Origin of the sequence: Saccharothrix sp. CCNWYY140 (assembly GCF_037401995.1) — a bacterium.
In the GTDB taxonomy this organism is placed as follows: domain Bacteria; phylum Actinomycetota; class Actinomycetes; order Mycobacteriales; family Pseudonocardiaceae; genus Actinosynnema.
Map to the genome: position 1 here is coordinate 1 of NZ_JBBEGC010000121.1, position 22350 is coordinate 22350.

Sequence of the window (22350 nt, forward strand, 5' to 3'; positions counted from 1 at the left end):
GGGCAGGCCATACGGGGATGACACAAGCAAGAAGCCCAGGCAGAGGTGTGCCGTGCGGCAGCTTCATGAAAAGCGTGGCGCGCGCTGGTTCGGGGGCGGGAGGTTGGGGGTTGACCTGGAGTGCGCTCCAGCGTTCAGGGTTGGGGGCATGAAGCGAGTGCGGATCGGGTCCCTTGAGGTCAGTGCGTTGTGTCTGGGTACGTTGCCGTTTGGCAAGTACGTGGATGAGGAGACGTCGTTCGCCATCCTTGATCGGTTCGTCGAGGCGGGTGGGACGTTTCTCGACACGGCCAACAACTACGTCTTCTGGGACGGCGGTACCGGGGACGAGAGTGAAGAGACCGTTGGCCGCTGGTTGGCTGCTCGGGGGAATCGGGATGACGTGGTGGTGGCTACCAAGATGGGGGCTCGGCCGCGTACGCCCGGGGCTGGGCTGGAGGATGCCGAAGGGTTGGCCGGGGCTACCGTTCGGGCTGCTGCCGAAGGGAGTCTGAAGCGGCTGGGGACGGATCGGATCGATCTCTACTACAGCCACATCGAGGATCGGTCGGTTGCCCTGGAGGACACGCTCGGGGGGTTTGCCTCGCTTGTCGAGGCTGGGAGTGTGCGGGAGATCGGGGCCAGCAACCATGCCACCTGGCGGTTGGAGCGGGCTCGGGCGGTGTCTCGGGCTCACGGGTGGCCGCTCTACACGGCTGTGCAGCAGCGGTTCAGCTATCTGTTGCCTCGGCCTGGGGTGAAGTTGCCTGAGGGTGGGCATGTGCACATGACCGAGGAAGTGTTCGACTACGCGCGGGCCGAAGGGGATGTCGCGTTGGTGGCTTACTCGGCCTTGTTGTTCGGAGGGTATCGGGACAAGCCGTTGGGTGAGGCGTACGACCACCCTGGGACCGAGCGGCGGTTGGCGGTGTTGCGGGAAGTGGCCGTCGAGGTGGGGGCGACTGTCAACCAAGTGGTGTTGGCCTGGTTGCTGCGCAAGGGGATTGTGCCGTTGGTGGGGGCCAGTTCCGTAGCGCAACTGGAGGAGTCGTTGGGTGGGGTGGAGTTGGAGTTGGGCGACGAGCACGTGGGGCGGCTTGATTCCGTGGCATGAGAAACGGGGCACTGTCCGGAGTGGACAGTGCCCCGCTTGCTACTGGTGTCAGCGGTAGTGCCTGGCCTTGTGTTGTTCGGCCACCGCCGGGTCGATCGGGTGGACCGGACGCGGGGAGACGGTCGGGTCCGCGGACTCGATGCGTTGGTCGTGCGGTCGGTCGCGCAGGTCTTCGTCGTGGGTGCGGTTGCGGTCGCGTTGGGTCGGCATCTCCGGGTCCCTGATGCTCTCGTCGCGCACCGGTTCGACCTCCTGCTCCGGCACGACCACCTTGCGCCGGGCCGGCATGACCGCGATCAGCAGGCCTACTAGGGCCAAGCCGAGGTGCAGCCAGTTGTCGTTGGTGTTGAGCGCCAACGGGTTGCCCAGTCGCTCGACCGGGTTCACCGCCACGAGGCCGGCGAGCATCAGGCCCCACACCAGGACCAGGCCGTAGACCAGGAACACGATCCAGCCGTAGAGCCGGGCCAGGCCGGAACCCGTGGCCATCAGCAGACCCAGGACACCGAACGCCAGGTGGACGATGTTGTGCAGGGGGTTCACCGCGAAGCCGAACAGCATCGCGTGCTGGTTTCCGGCGAAGTCGCCGAACCCGGTGCGCACGAATCCCGCCACGCCTGCGACGAGGAAGAACAGGCCGAGCAGACCGGCCAGCACCTGGACGGGCTGGAGGCCCGCGACCTTGACGCGACCGACGGTCGAGTGGGTCATCACGCCCTCCTGTGAGGGTCCGCGAGAGCCCGCCTTCCGGGCTCCGGACGATCCTGGGGCTACCCACCGGTCACGTGCGGCAAACAACGAAAAGGTGGGAGCGGGCAACACGGGCCCGCCCCCGGTCGGACAGGAGTCAGCCCGCCGTGTCGGGGTTACAAACCCGGCCCACCCCATAAGGGCCGGGGCGCCGCATCGCGCGATTTCTCGCGGCGAGCGGGCGTCGAATGGGCAAGGCCTGTGCCCGATGAGGACTATGCCAAGTGGAAAGGCTTGCGGTCAAAGGAATTTAGCCAGGTGCCGGCCAGTCGTCGGGCAGCCATTCCAGGGCGCACCACAGGTCGGCTCGGTGTTGCGCGCGGGACAGGTCCAGGTCCAGGGCGCGTTCCACGTGGGCGATGCGGTGGCGGACGCTGTTGCGGTGCACGCCCAGTGCGGTGGCGCTGCGGTCCCAGTTGCCGTGGTGGGCTAGCCAGGTGCGGGCCGTTTCCACCAAGCGGCGGGCGGACGGGTTGCGGCTGTCCTTGAGCGGGGCCAACAGGGTCAGGGCGAAGCGGCGTGCCTGGGCGGGGTCGACCAGGGCGGTGACGCCGGCTCGGGTGTCGGCATGCTGGGGCACGCCCTCGGCGCGGGCGCGGTGCAGGAGGGCGGTGGCTTCGCGGGCGGCGTCAGGGAGTTCGGTGGCGGTGGCTGGTGAACTGGCTGCGGCTAGCCAGCCGTGGTGGTGCAGGGCGTCGAGGTCCACGGGTCCTGTGACGACGGCGCGGAAACCGTCGTCTGTGGTGGCGACCAGGGGTGTGCCGAGCAGGTGGGTGAGCCGGTCGTGGTCGGCGGGGCCGTCTCCGGCGACCACGTGGTAGGGCGGGCGGCCGAGGAGGTCGGTGGCGGACGCGCGGTCGTCGCCGAGTAGCAGGCGCGTGGCCAGGCGGGCGGCGCGGCCCTCGGCGGGGTCCGCGCGCAGCAGGCCGAGCAGGCCGAGGGCGACGGCGACCACGGCCCGGTCGGCGACGGAGAACGGCGTGGGGCGGCCGACCACCAGGACGGTGACCTGGTCGACGGGGGTGAGCACGACGTGGTCGGCGGCGACCTCCGTGGCCGCACTGCGCGGACCGGTCCCGGCCGCCACCTTGCCCGCCAGGGCCAGGAGGTCGGCGGTGGGGACGGGCGCCGCGCCGGCACTGGCCACCACCTCGGCGGACGTGGTGAGCAGCAACGCCCATCCGTCCAAGGCCTCCACTAGAACACTGAGGGTGCTCTCCACCGGTCTGGGGCGCACCGCCGCCCGGGTGAGAGCCCGTTGACTGTCAGCCAGCAGTCGCAACTCGGCGTTCTGGGCCTCCGCGATCAACGCGCCCACGGCCTGGCTCACCGCCAGGAACGGAGTGTCCGGCGGCACCGCGATCAAGGGCAGGCCACGGGCCTCGCACGACGACACCAGGGCGGCGGGCACGGAGTCGTGCACGGGCGTGATCCCGAAGCCCAGCGCGGCGACGTCCTTCTCCACCAGCCGCGCCACATATCGGTCCACGTCGGCAGGGAAGTCCACTCCGGCCGTGAGCAGGAACTCTCGGCCCAGCAGGAACGGCGCCGGGTCGGACAGCTCGCTCACGTGCGCCCACGCCACCGGCCGGTCCAGCAGGTCCGCGCCGCACAGCACGGTCAGCCCGAGGTCCGGCCGCCCGACCACGTCTCGCAGGGGCACCACGGGACAAACCGTACAACCCTGCGGCCCGGATTGTGCGAAACAACCTCTTACCTGGTCACCCGCACCCCGAGAGCCTGGTTCTCCACGGAGAGAAATGGAGCCAGTGGCATGACGATCGGTCCCGTCGACTCCTCCGCCGTCCCCCGGTTCGCCGGTCCGGCCACGTTCGCCCGACTCCCCCGGCTCGACCAGGTCGAACGCGCCGACGTGGCGGTGGTGGGCGTCCCGTTCGACTCAGGCGTGTCCTACCGGCCGGGCGCCCGGTTCGCGCCGGCCGCCGTGCGCGAGGCCAGCCGGCTGCTGCGGCCCTACCACCCGGGGCTGGACGTGTCGCCGTTCGACGCCGTGCAGGTCGCCGACGCCGGGGACATCGCGTGCAACCCGTTCCACATCAGCGAAGCCATCGAGACCGTGCAGGCGCACGCGGGTGCGCTGCTGGACACCGGGGCCAAGCTGGTGACCGTGGGCGGCGACCACACCATCGCGCTGCCGCTGCTGCGCGCGGTGGCCCAGCGGCACGGACCGGTGGCGCTGCTGCACTTCGACGCGCACCTCGACACGTGGGACACCTACTTCGGGGAGCCGTACACGCACGGCACCCCGTTCCGCCGAGCGGTGGAGGAAGGGCTGCTCGACACGTCCGCGTTGTCGCACGTGGGCACCCGCGGACCCCTGTACGGTCGAGCCGACCTGGACGAGGACTCCAGGCTGGGCTTCGGGATCGTGACGGCGGCGGACGTGATGCGGCGCGGGGTGGACGAGGTGGCGCAGGCGTTGCGGGAACGCGTCGGTGACCGGCCGCTGTACGTGTCGATCGACATCGACGTGCTGGACCCCGCGCACGCGCCCGGCACCGGGACGCCCGAGGCGGGCGGGCTGACCAGCCGCGAACTGCTGGAGATCCTGCGCGGGCTCGCCGGGTGCGACCTGGTGTCGGCCGACGTGGTCGAGGTCGCGCCCGCCTACGACCACGCCGACATCACGTCCATCGCGGCTTCGCACGTGGCCTACGACCTGGTGTCGCTCCTCGCCCTGAAGGGGAAATCGTGATGCGCAACGGCGGGGACGTCGTGGTCGAGACCTTGGTGTCGCTGGGCGCGGACACCGTGTTCGGCGTGCCGGGACAGCACGCATTGGGCCTGTTCGACGCCCTGAGCCGGTCGCCGCTGCGGTACGTGGGCAACCGGACCGAGGTGGGCGCGGCGTTCGCGGCCGACGGGCACGCGCGGGTCACCGGCCGGGTGGCGCCGCTGCTGGTGTCCACCGGTCCGGGAGCGCTGCAAACGCTTGCGGGGCTTCAGGAAGCGGCGTCGGCGTCCGTGCCGGTGCTGGGCATCGCGAGCCAGATCCCGCGGGCGGGGCTGGGTGGCGCTCGGGGCGGGTACCTGCACGAGTTGGCCGACCAGCGGGCGTCGTTCCGGGAGGTCGTGAAGCACACGCGGGTGGTGCGGTCGGCGTCGCAGATCCCGTCGGCCCTGGCGGAGGCTTGGGAGATCGCCTTGTCCGCTCCTTGCGGGCCGGTGTGGGTGGAGGTCCCGCAGGACGTTTTGCTTGGACCGGCTGGGATTCCGCCCGTGTCGGTCTCGGTTTCGGTGCCGACTTTGGCGCCTCGGGCCGAGGTGGTCGCCGAGGCGGCGCGGCTGTTGGATTCGGCGCAGCGGCCGGTGATCCTGGCTGGTGGTGGGGTGGTGCGGGCGTCGGCGGGGGCGGAGTTGCTGGCGTTGGCGTCGAAGTTGCGCGCGCCGGTGGTGACGACGTTCGGCGGTAAGGGCGCTTTTCCCTGGGAGCACCCGTTGTCCGCGCAGTCCTGGCTGGAGGACTCGCACACCACGGAGTTCCTGGCGTCGGCCGATGTGCTGCTCGTGGTCGGGTCCGGGTTGGGTGAGCTGTCCAGCAACTACCGGACCTTCGCGCCGCGCGGCACGGTCGTGCAGGTGGAGGCGGACCTGGGGAAGTTGGAGTCCAACTACCCCGCGCTCGGCGTGCACGGTGACGCTCGGCTGGTGTTGGAGGGTTTGATCCCGCTGGTCCGGGCGCGTGAAGCGGACGGGCGTGCCGAGGCTTCCGTGCGGGAGTTGCTGGGTGCCGTGCGGGAACGGCTCGACGGGCAAGGGTTGGCGCTGGAGCGGCAGGTGCTCGCGGACGTGCGGGCGGCGGTGCCGGAGGGCGTGGAGTCGTTCTGGGACATGACGATCCTCGGGTACTGGGCGTGGTCGGCGTGGCCTGGTCCGATGCACTCCTCGCAGGGTGCCGGCGGGCTCGGGTACGCGTTCCCGGCCGCCGTGGGCGCGGCGGCGGCCGGCGGTCCGGTGCTGGCGGTGTCCGGGGACGGCGGCGCGATGTACGGGCTGGCGGAACTGGCCACCGCGCGGCAGCACGGGCTGGCCGTGACCTGGCTGATCGTGGACGACGGCGGGTACGGCATCCTGCGCGAGTACATGACCGACGCATTCGGCCGGGCCACCGGCACCGAGTTGACGCGGCCGGACTTCGTGGCGCTGGCGGAGTCCTTCGGGGTGCCGGCCACGCTGTCCACGCCCGGGTCGCTGCGGTCCGACCTGGCCAAGGCGCTGGCGTCCGGCGGCCCGCACGTGGTCGTCCTGCCCGCGCTGCTGCGCATGTTCGCCCCGACCCACCTGGAGGACCAGTGACGACCCCGTTGGTCGACCCCGCTACCGGTGAGCCGTTCGGCTCCGCGCCCGTGGCCGGCGCCGCCGAGGTGGACGCGGCCGTCCACGCCGCCCTGGCGGCCTTCCCGGAGTGGTCGCGGACCACGCCCGCGGTGCGGCAGCGGGCCTTGCTGGCCCTGGCGGACGCGGTGGAGGCGGCGGCCGGGGAGTTCGCCGACGCCGAGTGCCGGGAGACGGGCAAGATCCGGTCCGTGGTGCTGGCGGAGGAGATCCCCCAGTGCGTCGACTACCTGCGGTTCTTCGCCGGCGCGGCGCGGATGCTGCCCGGGGCGGCGGCGGGCGAGTACCTGGACGGGCTCACCTCCTACCAGCGGCGGGAGCCGGTCGGGGTGGTCGCGGGGATCACGCCGTGGAACTACCCGCTGATGATGGCGGTGTGGAAGCTCGCGCCGGCGGTCGCGGCCGGGAACACGATCGTGCTCAAGCCGGCCGAGACGACTCCTTCTTCGACCCTGCTGCTGGCGTCGCTGGCGGGCCGTTCCCTGCCCGCGGGCGTGGTCGGGGTGGTGACCGGGACGCGGGAGACCGGCCGGTTGCTGGTGGAGCACCCGGTGCCCGCGATGGTGTCCATCACCGGGTCCACGCGGGCGGGGAGGGAGGTGGCGCGGGTCGCCGCCGCGTCGGTCAAGCGGACCCACCTGGAGTTGGGCGGCAACTCCCCCGTGTTGGTGTTCGGGGACGTGGACCTGCCGGCGGTCGCCTCGGACGTCGTGGCCGCCGCCTTCTACAACGCGGGCCAGGACTGCACGGCGGCTTCGCGGGTGTTGGTGGAGGACTCGGTGCACGACCGGTTCGTGGAGGCTCTGGTCTCAGCGGCTTCCGCCCAGGTGCCTGGGGTGGATTACGGGCCGCTGAACAGCGAGGGTCAGCTGTCCCGGGTGTTGAAGTTGTTGGCAGACCTCCCTTCCCATGCTCTTGTCCACTGTGGAGGCACGCGGTTCGGTTCGCGTGGCTGGTTCTTGTCTCCCACGGTGATTTCCGGGGTTCGACAGGACGACCGGATCGTCCAGGAGGAGGTCTTCGCGCCGGTGATCACCGTGCAGCGGTTCTCGACGGTGGACGAGGCCGTGTCGCTGGCCAACGGCGTGGAGCAGGGGCTGGCGTCGTCGGTGTGGACCCGGGACCACGCCCGGGTCCACCGGCTCGTGGCGGAGTTGGACTTCGGGTGCGTGTGGGTGAACACGCACGGCTTGCTGGCCGCCGAGATGCCGCACGGCGGGTTCGGGCAGTCCGGCTACGGCAAGGACCTGTCGGCGCACGCGATGGAGGAGTACACGCGGGTCAAGCACGTCATGAGCGCGTGGTGAGGGGTTTGCGCCAGACCAGGGAGTAGCGCCAGTAGAGGTGGCGGCGGACGCGTGCGCCGGGGATGATGTCCGCCGCCCCGGCCTTGATCTCGTCCACGGACATGTGCCAGTCCTTGATCGGGGCGTCGTCGACCGGGTCGTCCTTGACCAGTCTTCGGGTGAGGTTGCCGGGGACGGAGGACAGGCTGACCACCCAGTCCCACGCGGTCTTCTCCTTGGCCAGTCCGAGGATCGCCAGCACACCGCCGGGCGCGACCGCGTCCCTCATGCGCGTGAGGGCGGTGGTGAACGGCATGTGGTGCAGTGCGGCGATGCAGGAGACGAAGTCGTAGGGGCCGCCGAGGTCGTCCACGGTGACGTCGGCCTTCCGGATCTCGATGCCGGGCACCACGGCCTCGACGGCCCGGTCCACGCCGGTGACCCGGAGTCCGCGGGCGGCGAGCTTGCGGGCGAACCCGCCGTTCCCGCAGCCCACGTCGAGGGCGGTCTGCGCGTCGGGTGGGACCTGGGCGAGCAGCAACGGGTGGTAGTGCACGTTGTGGTCGAAGTGCTTCACGTTGAGGAGGACGCGCGGGGGCGGCTCGGGGTTGACCTCCAGTTAAGTCGAACTTCTACGGTTGGCGAATCGACCGAGGAGGGGGACCACCCAGATGCGCGCCATCCGGCAGTACGAGTTCGGGTCACCGGAGACGTTGAAGTACGAGGAAGTCGCCGATCCCGTGCCCGGTGAGGGCCAGGTGCTGGTCAGCGTGGCCGCGGCGGGCGTGCACCTGCTGGACACCAGCATCCGCCAGGGCGAGTCGGGCGGCCCGTGGCCGTTGCCGCAGCTGCCCATGACGCCGGGGCGGGAGGTCGCGGGGACCGTCGTCGGGGGCGATGCGGCGTGGCTGGGCAAGCGGGTCACCGCGCACCTCGGGCAGGCCAGCGGCGGGTACGCGGAGTTGGCCGTGGTGAACACCGGTTCGCTGCACGAACTGCCCGAGCACGTGCTGTTCGAAGAGGCCGTGGCCATGATCGGGACCGGGCGAACGGCCGTGGGGGTGCTGCGGATCGCCGAGCTGGAGAAGGACGACGTCGTGCTGGTGACGGCGGCGGCCGGTGGGCTGGGGGCGTTGTTCGTGCAGGAGGCCAAGGCGGTCGGGGCGACGGTCGTGGGGTTGGCGAGCACGGCCAAGCTGGAGCTGGTCCGGGGGCTGGGGGCGGACCACGTCGTCGACTACACCGAGCCGGACTGGCCGGACGCGGTGCGGGCGGAGGTCGGCGAGGCGACCGTCGTGCTCGACGGGGTCGGGGGTGCGGCGGGGCGGCAGGCGTTGGAGCTGCTGGGGATCGGCGGGCGGACCATCCTTTTCGGCTGGTCGGCGGGCGAGCCGACCCGGATCGAGACGGTCGACCTGTACCAGCGGGGGTTGACGGCGGCGGTCGCGGTCGGGCCGCGGATCATGAAGGGGACCAACCTGCGGGAGCTGGAGACGTCGGCTCTTCAGTTTTTGGCGGACGGCCGCGTGAAGCCGCTGACCACGGTGTTCCGCTTGGCGGACGCTCCTCAGGCGCACGCCGCTCTGGAGGGCCGCCGCACCACCGGCAAGGTCGTTCTCACGCCGTGACTTGTGCTGGCCCCGCCACCGGTTGAGGTGGCGGGGCCTGCGCGTCACAGGGCCACGGTGATGAGCTGCTCCCCTTCGAAGTTGCGGACCTCCACCGCCGCCACGTCGTCCGGCGCGACCAGGGCCGAGCCGTCGAGGTTCGTGCCCTCCTTCTCGCCCAGCGCCGACACCAGCCAGCTCCCGGCCTCGTGGCGGGACCCGTCCTTGGCGACGACGACGAGCTTGCACTTCTGGTTCTTCGCGATGCCGGCCACGGACGCGTTCACCCGCACCCACCCGGCGGCCGGCTTGACCTTGACGGTCATCCGCGCGCCGGTGCCCGGGTCGGTCGCCGTGGCCACCTTGGCCCCGGGCTCGGGCGTCGGCGCGGTGGTCGTGATCGCCTGAGGGCTGGGCGCCGTGCCCCGCCCGACCGCGAACCCGCCACCCAACACGATCGCGGCGACCGCCGCGGCGGCCACCCCGACCCCGACCCGCCGTCGCCTGGTGCGGTCGCCCCGCTCGGCGCGGACCTGGCGCAACGTGCGCTGGAGCAGCAGGTCACCGCCGTCGGGCGGTCCGTCGAGCAGCGCCTCGGGCGGGACGTCGCCCAACGCTTCCTCCATCGCCCGCAGGTCGGCCACCTCGGTCCGGCACGTCGCGCAGGCGGCCAAGTGCTCCTCCACCGCGCGCACCTCCTGCTCTTCCAGGACACCCAGGACGTAGGCGCCCAGCAGCTGTGGATCGTGGTTCGTGGTCATCCGGCCACCCCCTTCAGCGCGACCTGTTGTGCGCCGGTGAACGTTTCTCTGAGTGCGCGCAACGCGTAATGCGATCTGGATTTGACCGTGCCCGGCGGGATGTTGAGCGCCTCCGCCGCTTCACTCACACTGCGCCCGCGGAAGTAGATCTCCATCAGGACGTCACGGTGGTCCGAGGAAAGCCGGTCGAGCGCTTCGAGCACCACCACCGAGTCCACGACGGAGTCGGCGTGATCGCGCTGGACAGGCGGCGCGGACGGCGTCTCGGCCACCTCCTGCGGCCGAGCAGCCCTGGCCCGAACCCGATCGGTGACGATGTTGCGCGCCACCGTCAACAACCACCCGCGCACAGAACCTTTGCCGTTGACGAGCGCGTCAGGATGCCTCCAGGCCCGAACCAACGTCTCCTGCACGACGTCCTCGGCGGCAGCCCGATCCCCCGTGAGACGCGCGGCATAGGCCAACAAGGCCCGCCCGTGCTCCTCGTAGAGAGCCCGAACCAACGCCTCATCAGCCACAACCTCCCGCCTCCGGGCCCACAAAGCCGCCATCCACCCACTCCTCTCATCACCTCGTCCCCCGAGACACGTCCCTGCGGCCAACCCGGTTCAACCCGTTTGAAGAATCCTTACTCCGCACACCCCTCCGGATCGCAAACCCGCTGGTAGAGTGCTTGCGGGGTCGTGAGATCCATGATCACCCGATCGTGTGACGTCACCGCGGGGCCGTTTTCGGCACCTCGCGCGTCCCGTAGAGAGAAGGGGTGCGCGGCGGACCGGCACCCCAGCGCCACCCCGGCCACTCCACCCGCCACTCGGCCTGAGGTGACGTGCTGGGTGGGTCAGGTGGGTGGAGGGGCGGGGTCGGGACAGCTGTGGGACCGCGGCGCCCGGCAGGCGGGCGGCCAGGCAGGCGGCTGGCAGGCATGCCGCAGGCAGGCGGGCGGCAGGCAGGCAGGCGGCAGGCAGGCAGGCGGCAGGCGGCGGGCGACAACGACGGCGGCAGCGGCGCGAGCGGGTTGGCGGCGGCAGCGGCGCGAGCGGGTTGGCGGCGGCAGCGACGGCTCGCGGGCAGCGGCGGCGGCTAGCAGGGCATCAGCGGCGGCGGCCGGCGTGCGGACAGCATCCGGCGAGCAGCCCACACCGGAGGCGACCAGCGGCGGCCAGCCGCGGTGAGGGCTGCGGACCAGCGGCGACGGGCGGGCAGGAGCGGCGACGGGCGGGCAGAAGCAGCGGGCGGCGACATCAGCGGCGGCCGGTGCCGGCGGCAGGCGGTAGCGGCGATGGGTGCGGCGGCGAGCGGCCACCGCGGCAGGCAGCGACGGCAACGGGTAGCTGCGACGGCGGGCGGCGGGCGATGGCGGGCGGCGGCGGGACGGCAGCGGGGCGGCGGGACGGCGAGGCGACGGCGGGTGGCAAATTGCCGCGGCGGCGGGCGGGAGCGGCGGCGGGCGGTGGTGTGGGCGGCGGGCGGCGCCACTAGCTGGCGGCGGCGGGCGGGAGTGGCGGCCGGTGGTGGCGGCGGGTGAGTTGGGGGCGGGCGAGAGGGGGTGGTGGGGGTGTTTGGGGGGTGGGTGGCGTGTGGGGTGGGTGGGTTAGGGGCAGTGGTGGTTGGTGTTTAGGCAGGTGGTGATCTTCGTCATTAGAGGGGGTGGGGTGAGGTTTATGTGCATGGCGTGGTCGGTTCTTGGGTCTCGGGATTGGTTGGGGAAGGAGTCGATGGCGTAGGGGCGGTTTTTGGGGACGGCGTAGGTTGTGCGGATTTGTAGGCGGGGGATGGGGAAGAAGCCTGGGGGGCATACGCCGTTTGGTGCTGGGGGTGTGGTGTGGGATTTGTGGGTTGTGCTGTCTGTGTTGCGGCCGTCCCAGCAGCTGGGGAAAGTGAAGGTGCGGACCACCCGCTTGCCCTCGCAGAGTGGGTAGCGGTCGGTTTGGCCTGGGGTGCCCTCGCAGCTCCAGTGGGCTGTGCCGGAGCCTGAGGTGAGTGCGGAGGCGTCGCCGGTTACCAAGCGGGTGAATGTGGGGATTGGCACCACCTTGCTCACCGGGCTGCCGCTGTAGCGGATTTGGACTTCGGCTGGGGGGAGTACCTCGCCGGTGTTCCCGTGTTGGCCGCCGCCTGGGGCGTGTGCGTCGTGGCCTGGTCGATCGATTAGGCGTAGGACGGGCCAGTAGTACGTGGACTGGTCGCCCTCGGCGCATGTGGTCGCACCTGCCGCGAGGGTGGTGTCTGTGCTGGTGTGGTCGGTGGTCAGGTTGCCTACGTACTCGTGGGTGTGGTGGGCGCCGTTTGGTTGCCCTGGAGCCACTACCACGTTGTCGGCGTTGAGGTGGCGTTCCGCGTTTCGGCCGCAGTCGAGGGTGTAGGTGCCGGTCGACGCGTCTTCCGTGACGGGTGGCTCGGTGCTGTGCGGCGGGATGTCGTCGATGGCCACGTAACTGCCGTCGGTACCGCACCCGGCTAAGAGGGCGACCGCGGCGACCAGGGGTGGGAGCAACCGCCTCACGGGTGCCAGCTTGCCACCCGGGAGGTGTGCGCGGCGGAGGCCGGGGTGTGTCGTGGGCGGGCGGGTGGCGAGATCGGTGTCGTGAGTTCAGGGAGTTCAGGGGGTGGCGGACACCAAAGTGTGGCCGGTTGGCGTGATGACGCTGATGGCTGCGATGTCTGAGAGGGCCACCAAGGCCGCGCCGGAGAGGGTGGTGTCGTTGCCGTGGGTTGCTACCCAGCCGCCTGCTACGAAGTGTCTGCCTCGGGCGTCGGTGACGACGAGTTGGCATCGCTCGTCCGGGCGCAGGCCGGTCACTGTGGCGTTCAGGCGGACCCAGCCGTCTGCCGGGGTCACGGTTGCGGTCATGTGGATCTTGCCCGACTCCGCGGTCAGGAGCTGCTCCCTCGGCACGCTGTGGTGGCCCCACTGCATACCGCACACCAGCACACCGGCCAGCACGGTCGCGCTCACCGCCGCTGCTACGCCACCGCGACGTCGATGTGCCCTCGCCGACTCGGCGCGGACCCGGCGCAGTGTGCGTTCGAGGATCGGATCGTGCATCTGAGACCTGTTCGAGTCGGGCTCTGGAAGCCGAGCGGGGAAGGGTTGCGGTGGGTGCGCTGGGGGTTCACGGCTGTCTCCCTGAGGTGTCCCGGCGGGTGGACTGCCCGGTACACGGAGGCGCGCGCGGTTTGGTTCAACGGAAGGAGGGGCGAGATCAGCTTCAGTGGAGGGGCGGGCGGGGCTAGTATCTGAGATATGATGTATGACGCTGGGCCGCCTCGGTCGCGGACCGAGTTCGTCTTGAACGCCATTCGGGCGGGGATCGTCAACGGGGATCTGCCGCCTGGGCGTCCGCTGGTGGAGGCGGAACTGGCGGCTGGCTTCGGGGTGTCCAAGACGCCGGTTCGCGAGGCGTTGAAGCTGCTCGGCGGTTCAGGGCTGGTGACGATCAGCGACTACAAGGGCGTGTCGGTCCGCGAGGTGGACGTGGAGTTGGTGCGCTCGGTTTATGACGTGCGGGTGTTGTTGGAGCCCGAGGCGCTTCGGAGGTCGGTTGACGATCGGGCGAGGGCGCGAAGCGAGGCGGGAGCGGGGGCCGGAGGGGAAGACGTCGGGTGGGGGCTAGCGCGGGAGGCGTTGGAAGCGGCTGAGGGGGCCGGGAGTCCGGGGGCTCGAAGTTTGGCCAATCGGGCGTTTCATCGGGCGCTCTACGCGGGGTGCGGCAATCCGCTGTTGGTCGAGGTGTTGGACGGGCTGGGGGATCGGACTGCGCTGATCTCCCGGGTTGGGTGGGGGTTGTCGGATTCGTGGGCGGCTGAGGCGGAGGAGCATCGGGCGATCCTGGATGCTGCGGAGCGTGGGCTCGGGATGATCGCGGCCGATCTGTTGAAGGAGCACATCGAGCGGTTCGCGCGGACGTTCGAGGAGCGGTGTGGTGGGAGCTGAAGCGTTGGCGGGCGTCGTCGCGATCACCGTGACGCCGTTCGACGAGGACGGGTCGGTCGACGTCCCCGCCTACGAGCGGGTGGTGCGGCGGCTGGACGGGGTGCACGCGATCACGGTCAACGGGAACACGAGCGAGTTCTACACACTGTCCAAAGAGGAGTGTCGAACCGCGGTCGACGTGGTGGCGGGTGCGGACGCGTTGACCTTGTGCGGGGTTGGGCACGACCTCGCCTCGGCGGTGGAGTTGGCGAAGTACGCTGCGGCGCTCGGGCTCGACGGGGTGATGGTGCACCAGCCGGCGCACCCCTACCTGTCGCTGGACGGGTGGGTCGACTACCACCGGATCATCGCGGACGCGGTTCCGTCGCTGGCGATCGTGCCGTACGTGCGGGACCCGCGCATCGGTGGTGCGCAGATCGGCGCGCTGGCGGGGGCCTGCGACAACGTGGTCGGCGTCAAGTACGCGGTGCCCGACCCGGTCCGGTTCGCCTGTGCCGCCCGGGACGCCGGGATCGACCGGCTGGTGTGGGTCGCCGGTCTAGCCGAGCTGTCCGCGCCGGGCTATTTCGCCTACGGGGCCACGGGGTTCACGTCCGGGCTGGCGAACGTCGCGCCCGAGTTGTCGCTGCGGATGTTCGACCTGGTGACGACGGGTGAGGACACCGGCGAGGTCTGGGGTGCCATCCGGAGGTTCGAGGAGCTGCGGGCGGTCGACGGGAGTGCCAACAACGTCGCCGTGGTGAAGGAGGCGTTGGCGCAGCAAGGGGTGTGTCGGCGGGACGTTCGGCCGCCCGGTCATGTGCTGGGGGAAGTGGACCGGGGCGTGGTGCGGGAGGTGTTGGCCTCGTGGGGCTGACCCCGGAGGGAGACCGGGCGGAGGCGGACCGGGTAAAGGCGGACCGGGCGGAGCGCGAGCCGGAGGGGAAGCGGTTGAGGCCGGAGGAGTTGCGTAGTCAGAAGTGGTTCGGTGGGGACGGCGTGCGGGCGTTCAGCCATCGGGCGCGGACGCGGCAGCTCGGCATCGGGGCGCCGGAACACCTGGGCAAGCCGGTGATCGGCATCCTCAACACGTGGAGCGGCATCAACCCGTGCCACATGCACCTGCGGGAACGGGCGCAGGAAGTCGCGCGCGGTGTCTGGCAGGCGGGCGGGTACCCGGTGGAGTTCCCGGTGTCCACGCTGTCGGAGACCTTCCAGAAGCCGACCCCGATGCTCTACCGGAACATGCTGGCGATGGAGGTCGAGGAGATCGTCCGCTCCTACCCCGTCGACGGCGTCGTCCTGATGGGCGGCTGCGACAAGACCACGCCGGCGCTGGTCATGGGAGCGCTGTCCGCGGCCGTCCCCGCGATCTTCGTGCCCGCCGGACCGATGCTGCGCGGCCACTGGCGCGGCAAGACCCTGGGCAGCGGCACGGACATGTGGCGGTACTGGGACGACAAACGCGCGGGTGTGCTCGGTGACGAGGAATGGGCCGAGTTGGAGAACGGCCTGGCCCGGTCCCCGGGGACCTGCATGACGATGGGCACCGCGTCCACCATGACCGCCGCCGTCGAGGTGCTGGGCCTCGCACTGCCGGGCTCGTCGTCGGTCCCGGCCGTGGACTCGGCGCACCACCGGATGGCGGCGGCGTCCGGCGCACGAGCGGTGTCACTGGCCTGGAAAGGCCTTTCCGCCAAGGAAATCGCCACCGCCGAAGCCTTCGCGGACGCGGTGACGGTCGTGCTGGCCCTCGGCGGCTCCACGAACGCCGTGATCCACCTGATCGCGATGGCTCGACGGGCCGGCGTCCCACTCGGGCTGGACGACTTCGACCGGCTCGCCCGCGACACCCCGGTGTTGGCCGACATCCAGCCGGGCGGGCGTTTCCTGATGGAGGACTTCTACTACGCGGGCGGGCTGCGCGCCCTGGTCGCCCGCCTCGCCGAGGCCGACCGCCTGCACCTGGACCGCGAGACGGTGGCGGGCAGGTTCGGCGACGCCCTGGGCGACGTCCACGACGACGAGGTGATCCGACCGCTGGACCGTCCCGTCGCCGCGGAGGGCGGCCTGGCCGTGCTGCGCGGCAACCTCGCCCCGGACGGCGCGGTCGTCAAGCACATCGCCGCGGCACCGGAACTGTTGCGGCACACCGGTCCCGCCCTGGTCTTCCACGGCTATAAGGACCTCGTCGAACGGATCGACACAGTGGACGCCACCTCGGACTCCGTGATCGTGCTCGCCGGCGCGGGACCCAAGGGCGGGCCGGGGATGCCGGAGTACGGGATGCTGCCGATCCCGAAGAAGCTGCTGGAACAGGGCGTCCGGGACATGGTGCGCATCTCCGACGCCCGGATGAGCGGCACGTCGTACGGCGCGTGCGTGCTGCACGTCGCGCCGGAGGCCCACGTCGGCGGGCCGCTGGCGCTGGTGCGGGACGGCGACCTGGTGACGCTGGACGTGCCCGCCCGGGTGCTGCGGCTGGAGGTGTCGGACGAGGAGCTGGCCCGGCGGCGGGCGGAGTGGGTGCCGCCCGAGCCGGTGTTCGAGCGCGGCTGGGGTGCCCTCTACCAGGAACACGTCACCCAGGCCGACCAGGGCTGCGACTTCGAGTTCCTCGCCCGGGACGGTCGGAACCCGGTGGCCGACCCGTCCTGAGCACGCGGAGGCGACCCGGCATGGGTACCGCCGCGTCGACCCGGCCGCCTTCGCCCGCGTGGAGGTCGCGGAGAAGGAGGTCCGGGCGTCGGCGCGGCTGTGGGCGTCAGCTGTAGAGCTCGTCGTAGCGCTGGGCGTGGGTGGTGTGGACGACGTTGCGCTTGACCTTCAGGGTCGGCGTCAGCTCGCCGGTGTCCTGGGTCAGGTCGCGGTCCAGGATGGCGAAGCGCTTGATCTGCGAGACGCGGGCGAAGTGGGTGTTGGCCTCGTCCACCACGCCCTGGATCAGTTCGCGCACCTCGGGGGACGCCGCCAAGGACGGGATGTCGGTGGGCAGGCCGCGTTCCGCCGCCCACGGCACGACCTCGTCCTGGTCCAGCGTGATCAGCGCGACCAGGTAGGGCTTGCGGTCGCCGTAGACCACCGCGTGCGACACCCAGCGGGACTGGCGGAGCTGGTTCTCCACGTTGGCGGGCGCGATGTTCTTGCCGCCGGCGGTGATGATGATGTCCTTCTTGCGGCCGGTGATCTTCACGAAACCGTCCTCGTCGACCTCGCCCAGGTCCCCGGTGTGCAGCCAGCCGTCGGTCAGCACGGCGGCCGTGGCGGCCGGGTTGTTCCAGTACCCGGCGAACACGTGCGGACCGCGCATGAGGATCTCGCCGTCCTCGGCGATGCGCAGGTCCAGCCCGGCGATGCCGAACGCGCCCACCGAGCCCAGCCGGTGGCGGTGCAGCGTGTTGACCGTGCCGACGCCGGTCGACTCGCTCATGCCGTAGCCCTCCAGCACCGGCACGCCCGCCGCGCTGAAGAACTCCAGCACCTCCACCGAGATCGGCGCGGCACCGGACAGCGCCTGCCGCAGCCGTCCGCCGAAGATCGCCCGCACCCGCGCGAACACCGGTTCCACCTGGGCGAACCCGGCTTCCAGCTCCGGCGGGACCGGTTGCCCGGCGGCGCGGAGCCGGCGCACGGTCAGTCCGATGTGGACGGCTTGCTTGAGCTTGTCCTCGGGGACGCCGGCGGTCGCGGCCGTGTAGACCTTCTCGAAGATCCGCGGCACCGAGGGCAGGAAGGTGGGCTTGACCTCGGCCAGCTCGGGCACGATCCGCGCCGGGTCGCCGCCGTAGAACGCCAGGGTGGCGCCGACGTACAGCGCGGACAGCTGGACGATCTGCGCGAACACGTGCGCCAGCGGCAGGAACAGGTACACCACGTCGTCGGGCACCACGTACGACAGCTCTTCGGTGAGCCGGCACATGGTGAGCCAGTTGGTGTGCGTCAGCACGCAACCCTTGGGCGGGCCGGTCGTGCCGGAGGTGTAGATGATCACCGACGGCGAGTCGGGGTCGATCGCGGCCCGGCGGGCGTCCAGCTCGGCCGGTTGCGGGGACGTCCGACCCTCGGAGGCGACCTCGTCCAGGCCGCCGTCCATCACGACGATGTCCCGCAGCGACGGGACTTCACCCCGGATCGACTCGACCTTCGCCCGCTGCTCGGCGTTCTCGGCGATCAGCAGCACCGAGCCGGAGTCGGAGAGGATCCACGCGCACTCCTCGGCCGCGCTGGACGGGTAGATCGGCACCACGACCCCGCCCGCCGCGAGCACGGCCAGCCCCGCGGCCGACCACTCGGGCCGCGTCTCCGCCAGCACCGCCACCCGGTCGCCGGGCGCGATGCCGCGCTGCACGAGCCCGGAGGCCAGGTCCATCACCCACTCCGCCACCTCGGCGAAGGACCGGTCCACCCACCCCTCCGGCCCCCGGCTGCGCCACGCGGTGCGGCCGTCGTGCAACTGGGCGGCGAGGAACGGCAGGTCGGCGACGACACGCGCGGAAGCGGCCGTGGTCACAGCCATACGATGCTCCTTCAATGGACTGGGTGGACCTGGACGTGGGTGCCGTTCAACACGGCCGTTCCAGACAGCGGATCAAGCGCAAGGTCGTCGGTCAGCAGGTTCACGTTCACGCCAGCGTGTTCACTGGCCACCGACAACCGTGTCCCGGGCCGGTCATGACCCCAGCCGTGCGGCATGGAAACCACCCCGGGTGCCATGTCGGCGCTGACCTCCACGGTCACCTCGACCTTGCCGACCCGCGACGACACCTCCGCCGCCCCACCGTCGGCCAGGCCCAGCCGGGTGGCGTCGGCGGGGTTGACCAGGAGCGTGCACAGCTTGCCCTTCACCAGCGCGGGCACGTTGTGCATCCAGGAGTTGTTGGTGCGCAGGTGCCTGCGGCCGACCAGGACCAGCTCGTCCGAGGTCTCCGCGAGAGCCGCCCGCACGCGGGGCAGGTCCGCCGCGATCGGGTCGGGGCACAGCTCGATCCGGCCGGACGGGGTGCGCAGGATCTCGGGGATGCGGCTTTGCAGGGCACCTAGATCCATGCCGTGCGGGTTGTCGAGCAAGTCCTGGATGGACAGTCCGTAGGGACCCGACCGCAGCTTCGCGTCCAGCAACCGTTCGTCCCGGGTCAGGTCGGACGGGCCGGACAACCCCACCAGCGCGTCCAGGTCGGCGGAGGGACCGAGGCCGGCGAAGATCCCGGTCAACCGCAGGAAGATCTCGGACTCGTCCAGCTCGCCGGGCGCGAGCGGCACGGCGGGGCGCGAGTACTTCACCACGTTGCGGACGGTGAAGGACAGGAAGGCCAGGTCGTAGTGGGCGCGCCGGCTCGGCGGCGGAGGGGGCAGGATGACGTCGGCGTGCCGGGTGGTCTCGTTGAGGTACGGGTCCACCGACACCATGAAGTCCAAAGTGGACAAAGCGGAGTCAAGGCGTGCCGAGTTCGGCACGGACAGCGCCGGGTTGCCCGCCACCGTCACCAGTGCCCGCACCTGCCCCGGGCCGGGCGTCTCGATCTCGTCGGCCAGCGTCACCGCCGGGAACTCCCCCGCCACCTCGGGCAGGCCGCGCACCCGGCTGTGCCAGCGACCGGTGGTGAACCCCTTGCCGCGCCCCGAACCCCGGCGGGTGTGGGCGGGCAGCGGGAACATCGCGCCGCCGGGCTGGTCGAGGTTGCCGGTAAGGATGTTGAGCACGTCCACCAGCCAGCTCGCGACCGTGCCGAACTCGACCGTCGTGGTACCGATCCGCCCGTACACCACGGCCCGCCGCGCGGACGCGAGCCGGTGCGCCAGGTCGCGGATGTCGGCGGCCGGGATGCCGCACCGCGCGGACACCGCCTCCGGCGAGAACGGCCCGACCAGCGCCCGCACCTCGTCCACGCCGACGACGTGCGGCGCCAGCGGCCCGAGGTCCACCAGGTCGGCCGCGAACAGCTCGTGCGCCAGCGCCAGCAGCAGGAACACGTCCGTGCCGGGCCGGATCGCCAGGTGCGTGTCGGCGGTGGCGGCGGTGCGGCTGCGCCGCGGGTCGACCACGACGAACGTCCCGCCGCGCGCCCGCAGCTCCTTCAGCCGCGTCGGCACATCGGGCACGGTCCAGAGGCTGCCGTTGGAGGACAACGGGTCCGCGCCCAGCAGGAGCAGGAAGTCCGTGCGGTCGATGTCGGGCACGGGGATGGAGAACATGCCGCCGTAGAGGTAGCCGGACGACACGTGCTTGGGCATCTGGTCGACCGTGGAGGCGGTGAAGACGTTGCGCGACCCCAACGCCTTGCGCAGCGCCCCGGCGTAGAGCCCACCCGCGAGCGAGTGCACGTTCGGGTTGCCCAGGTAGGCCGCGACGGCGTCCCGCCCGTGCTCGGCCACGATCGCCGTGAACCGCTCGTCCACCAGCGCGAACGCCTCGTCCCACGACGCCCGCACGAACTCGCCGTCCCGCTTGACCAGCGGCGTGCGCAGCCGGTCCGGGTCCGCGTCGAGCGCGCCCAGCGACGCGCCCTTGGGGCACAGGAACCCGCGGCTGAACGTGTCCAGCCGGTCGCCGCGCACCCGCGTGATGCGGTCGTCCTCGATGGTCAGCTCCAGCCCGCAGGTGGCCTCGCACAGCGGGCAGGTCGTGTACGCGGTGCGCATCGGTGCTCCTCTACCGGCTCGACTCGCACGGCCGCAGCCGCCCGGCCGCGGTCAGTCCCATCAGCTCGCTCAACGCGGACGCGACCATCCCGGGCCGGTCCGCGCAATCGTCCAGGCGGAACCCGACCACCGCACGCGACCCGCCCAACAGCCGCACCGGGTCCACCGCCGGCGGCTCGCCGTAGCAGACGATCCGCCCGAACGGCGCCAACGCCGCCAACGACCGCTCGAACACCTCGCCACCCTGCCCGTCGAGCACGACGTCCACGGAACCCCCGTGCTCGACGAGCCGCTCGGTCAGCCCGTCCGGCTCACCCGAGACCGCCACATCCGCCCCGAGCCGCAACGCCACCCGCCGCTGCACCTGGGTACGCGCCGTGGCAACCACCCGCCCGGCCCCGAAACTGACCGCGAGCTGCACGGCCAACACCCCGACCGACCCAGCGGCGTCGTGGACGACGACCGTCTCCCCCGGTTCGAGGTGCGCACAGGTCCGCAATAGGTGCCACGCCGTGACCCCGTGCAAGCCGAGGGCCAGGGCAGCTTCGTCGGAAACGCCGGCAGGCACCGGGAACCGCACGCCGTCGAACGACAGCGCCCGACCCCCGTCCGCCGTGACGACCTGCATGTGAACCAGACAACACAGCCGGGTTACCGGTCGGTTAGTGGGGAGACCACGACAACTAAGCGCGCAAGCTGCGGAAGGACGCCCGAACGTCGTCCACAAGCAGGTCAGGGGCTTCCATCGCCGCGAAGTGGCCACCCCGGTCGAACTCGGACCAGTGCACGATGGCGTGCTCCCGGTCGAGGGCGTGGCGGATCGAGGTGTCCAACGGAAACACCGCAACCCCGGTCGGCACCCCCGACCGCTCCCCCGCCGCCCAGGCCCCGGCGTGCGCGGTCTCGTAGTAGCTGTTGGCGGAGGACCCGGCGGTCCCGGTGAGCCAGTAGAGCGTGACGTCGGTGAGCAGCAGATCCCGGTCCACGGCGTCCTCGGGCAGTTCGGCGGCCGGGTCGGTCCACTCCTTGAACTTCTCGACTATCCAGGCCAGTTGCCCAACCGGCGAGTCGTGCAGCGCGTGCGCCAGCGTCTGGGGCCGGGTGACCTGGATCATCGCGTACCCGGACTGCTCGGTCCGCATGTACTCCAGCCGCTCCACACGCGCACGCTCGGCGTCGGTCAGCGCCACCGCCGGGTCGACCGGACTGAACGCGGTGGGACCGTTCACGTGCACCCCGACCACCTTGTCCGGGTTGAGGCGGCCAAGCCCCGGCGAGATGACCGCGCCCGTATCACCGCCCTGAGCGCCGTAGCGGTCGTAGCCGAGGCGGTCCATCAGCTCCGCGAACGCCCTGGTCACACGGTTGGTGTCCCAGCCGGGCTCGGTGGTCGGGCCGGAGAACCCGCTGCCGGGGATCGACGGGATGACCAGGTGGAAGGCGTCCGCGGGGTCGCCACCGTGCGCCGCCGGATCGGTGAGCGGGCCGATGACGTGCAGGAACTCGACGATCGAGCCGGGCCAGCCGTGGGTCAGGACCAGCGGGAGCGCGTCCGGTTCGGACGAGCGGACGTGCAGGAAGTGGACGTTCTGGCCGTCGATCTCGGTGGTGAACTGTGGGTACTTGTTCAGCTCGTGCTCGTGGACCCGCCAGTCGTACTCGTCACGCCAGTACTCGGCCAGGTCCTTGAGGTAGCTCGCGGGAACGCCCCGACTCCAGCCGACACCGGGCAGGTCCGTGGTCCAGCGGGTGCGGGCGATCCGGTCACGCAGATCGTCGAGGTCAGCTTGCGGGATGTCGATCATGAAGGGCTGCATGTAACCAACGCTAGGCACGACTTAGGTCAGATCCGGTCCTAACCGCGAAGCCGGCAAGTGGCAGTCCGCCGGGGAGGACACAACTCAACTTGGGCTTCTTGCTTGTGTCATCCCCGTATGGCCTG

General features: G+C 71.2%; 20 protein-coding genes. 9 read left to right on the top strand and 11 right to left on the bottom strand.

Annotation, left to right across the window (positions count from 1 at the left end; genetic code table 11):
• Positions 1-1093 (top strand): aldo/keto reductase (locus WBN91_RS32530; RefSeq protein WP_337729427.1); only part of this gene is annotated, 1093 nt, incomplete at its 5' end.
• Between the two features lie 48 nt (positions 1094-1141).
• Here WBN91_RS32530 and WBN91_RS32535 read toward each other — a convergent pair.
• Positions 1142-1804, bottom strand: coding sequence for a DUF4383 domain-containing protein (locus tag WBN91_RS32535; protein WP_337728089.1), 663 nt, complete (start codon positions 1802-1804; stop codon positions 1142-1144).
• Between the two features lie 289 nt (positions 1805-2093).
• Positions 2094-3509 carry a PucR family transcriptional regulator gene (locus WBN91_RS32540; RefSeq protein WP_337728090.1) on the bottom strand — a complete coding sequence of 472 codons (1416 nt, stop codon included), beginning with the start codon at positions 3507-3509 and terminating at the stop codon, positions 2094-2096.
• Between the two features lie 108 nt (positions 3510-3617).
• Here WBN91_RS32540 and speB point away from each other — a divergent pair, with 108 nt between their 5' ends.
• The 3 genes from speB to WBN91_RS32555 are packed head-to-tail and all read left to right on the top strand — an operon-like array spanning position 3618 to position 7506.
• Positions 3618-4559, top strand: a complete 942-nt coding sequence (gene speB, locus WBN91_RS32545; protein WP_337728091.1) for an agmatinase — start codon at positions 3618-3620, stop codon at positions 4557-4559.
• Positions 4559-6160, top strand: a complete 1602-nt coding sequence (locus tag WBN91_RS32550) for a thiamine pyrophosphate-binding protein (protein ID WP_337728106.1) — start codon at positions 4559-4561, stop codon at positions 6158-6160. Before speB ends, WBN91_RS32550 begins: the two co-directional genes overlap by 1 nt.
• Positions 6157-7506 (top strand): aldehyde dehydrogenase family protein, encoded by a 1350-nt coding sequence (locus tag WBN91_RS32555; RefSeq protein WP_337728092.1) that lies wholly within the window; start codon positions 6157-6159, stop codon positions 7504-7506. Before WBN91_RS32550 ends, WBN91_RS32555 begins: the two co-directional genes overlap by 4 nt.
• Here WBN91_RS32555 and WBN91_RS32560 read toward each other — a convergent pair.
• A complete protein-coding gene (locus WBN91_RS32560; RefSeq protein ID WP_337728093.1) occupies positions 7490-8062 on the bottom strand; it encodes a class I SAM-dependent methyltransferase in 573 nt (190 codons plus the stop codon). The genes WBN91_RS32555 and WBN91_RS32560 overlap by 17 nt on opposite strands.
• 94 nt (positions 8063-8156) lie before the next feature.
• On the opposite strand from WBN91_RS32560, the gene WBN91_RS32565 reads away from it, so the two are divergent.
• Positions 8157-9113: a zinc-binding dehydrogenase gene (locus tag WBN91_RS32565; protein WP_337728094.1), complete on the top strand. Its 957-nt coding sequence runs from the start codon at positions 8157-8159 to the stop codon at positions 9111-9113.
• 44 nt (positions 9114-9157) lie between these two features.
• Here the strand turns inward: WBN91_RS32565 and WBN91_RS32570 are convergent, their stop codons facing one another.
• Together WBN91_RS32570 and WBN91_RS32575 are read right to left on the bottom strand one after the other, a co-directional pair.
• Positions 9158-9853, bottom strand: coding sequence for an anti-sigma factor family protein (locus tag WBN91_RS32570; protein ID WP_337728095.1), 696 nt, complete (start codon positions 9851-9853; stop codon positions 9158-9160).
• Complete coding sequence (locus tag WBN91_RS32575; protein ID WP_337728096.1) at positions 9850-10404, bottom strand: sigma-70 family RNA polymerase sigma factor; 555 nt, start codon at positions 10402-10404, stop codon at positions 9850-9852. The genes WBN91_RS32570 and WBN91_RS32575 overlap by 4 nt, the downstream gene beginning before the upstream one ends.
• Before the next feature lie 374 nt (positions 10405-10778).
• Here WBN91_RS32575 and WBN91_RS32580 point away from each other — a divergent pair, with 374 nt between their 5' ends.
• Positions 10779-10940 carry a hypothetical protein gene (locus WBN91_RS32580; protein WP_337728097.1) on the top strand — a complete coding sequence of 54 codons (162 nt, stop codon included), beginning with the start codon at positions 10779-10781 and terminating at the stop codon, positions 10938-10940.
• 507 nt (positions 10941-11447) lie between these two features.
• Here WBN91_RS32580 and WBN91_RS32585 read toward each other — a convergent pair.
• Entirely contained in the window at positions 11448-12359 is a 912-nt protein-coding gene (locus tag WBN91_RS32585) for a DUF1996 domain-containing protein (protein WP_337728098.1), read from the bottom strand.
• Between the two features lie 96 nt (positions 12360-12455).
• Positions 12456-12812, bottom strand: coding sequence for a hypothetical protein (locus WBN91_RS32590; protein WP_337728099.1), 357 nt, complete (start codon positions 12810-12812; stop codon positions 12456-12458).
• Between the two features lie 288 nt (positions 12813-13100).
• Here WBN91_RS32590 and WBN91_RS32595 point away from each other — a divergent pair, with 288 nt between their 5' ends.
• From WBN91_RS32595 to araD, 3 genes are all read left to right on the top strand, one after another.
• Positions 13101-13790, top strand: a complete 690-nt coding sequence (locus WBN91_RS32595) for a GntR family transcriptional regulator (RefSeq protein ID WP_337728100.1) — start codon at positions 13101-13103, stop codon at positions 13788-13790.
• On the top strand, positions 13780-14646 hold the full coding sequence (locus WBN91_RS32600; protein WP_337728101.1) for a dihydrodipicolinate synthase family protein: 867 nt from the start codon (positions 13780-13782) through the stop codon (positions 14644-14646). Before WBN91_RS32595 ends, WBN91_RS32600 begins: the two co-directional genes overlap by 11 nt.
• 74 nt (positions 14647-14720) lie before the next feature.
• Positions 14721-16427, top strand: coding sequence for an L-arabinonate dehydratase (gene araD, locus WBN91_RS32605; protein ID WP_337728107.1), 1707 nt, complete (start codon positions 14721-14723; stop codon positions 16425-16427).
• Between the two features lie 106 nt (positions 16428-16533).
• On the opposite strand, the gene WBN91_RS32610 is transcribed toward araD, so the two are convergent.
• From WBN91_RS32610 to WBN91_RS32625, 4 genes are read right to left on the bottom strand one after another with little or no spacing between them, the layout of a single operon-like run.
• Positions 16534-18285: an AMP-dependent synthetase/ligase gene (locus tag WBN91_RS32610; protein ID WP_337728102.1), complete on the bottom strand. Its 1752-nt coding sequence runs from the start codon at positions 18283-18285 to the stop codon at positions 16534-16536.
• An 11-nt stretch (positions 18286-18296) separates the two neighbouring features.
• On the bottom strand, positions 18297-20408 hold the full coding sequence (locus WBN91_RS32615; RefSeq protein WP_337728103.1) for a molybdopterin oxidoreductase family protein: 2112 nt from the start codon (positions 20406-20408) through the stop codon (positions 18297-18299).
• Between the two features lie 10 nt (positions 20409-20418).
• Positions 20419-21036, bottom strand: a complete 618-nt coding sequence (locus tag WBN91_RS32620; RefSeq protein ID WP_337728104.1) for a zinc-binding dehydrogenase — start codon at positions 21034-21036, stop codon at positions 20419-20421.
• A 55-nt stretch (positions 21037-21091) separates the two neighbouring features.
• Complete coding sequence (locus WBN91_RS32625) at positions 21092-22225, bottom strand: epoxide hydrolase family protein (protein ID WP_337728105.1); 1134 nt, start codon at positions 22223-22225, stop codon at positions 21092-21094.
• Positions 22226-22350: the final 125 nt, after the last annotated feature.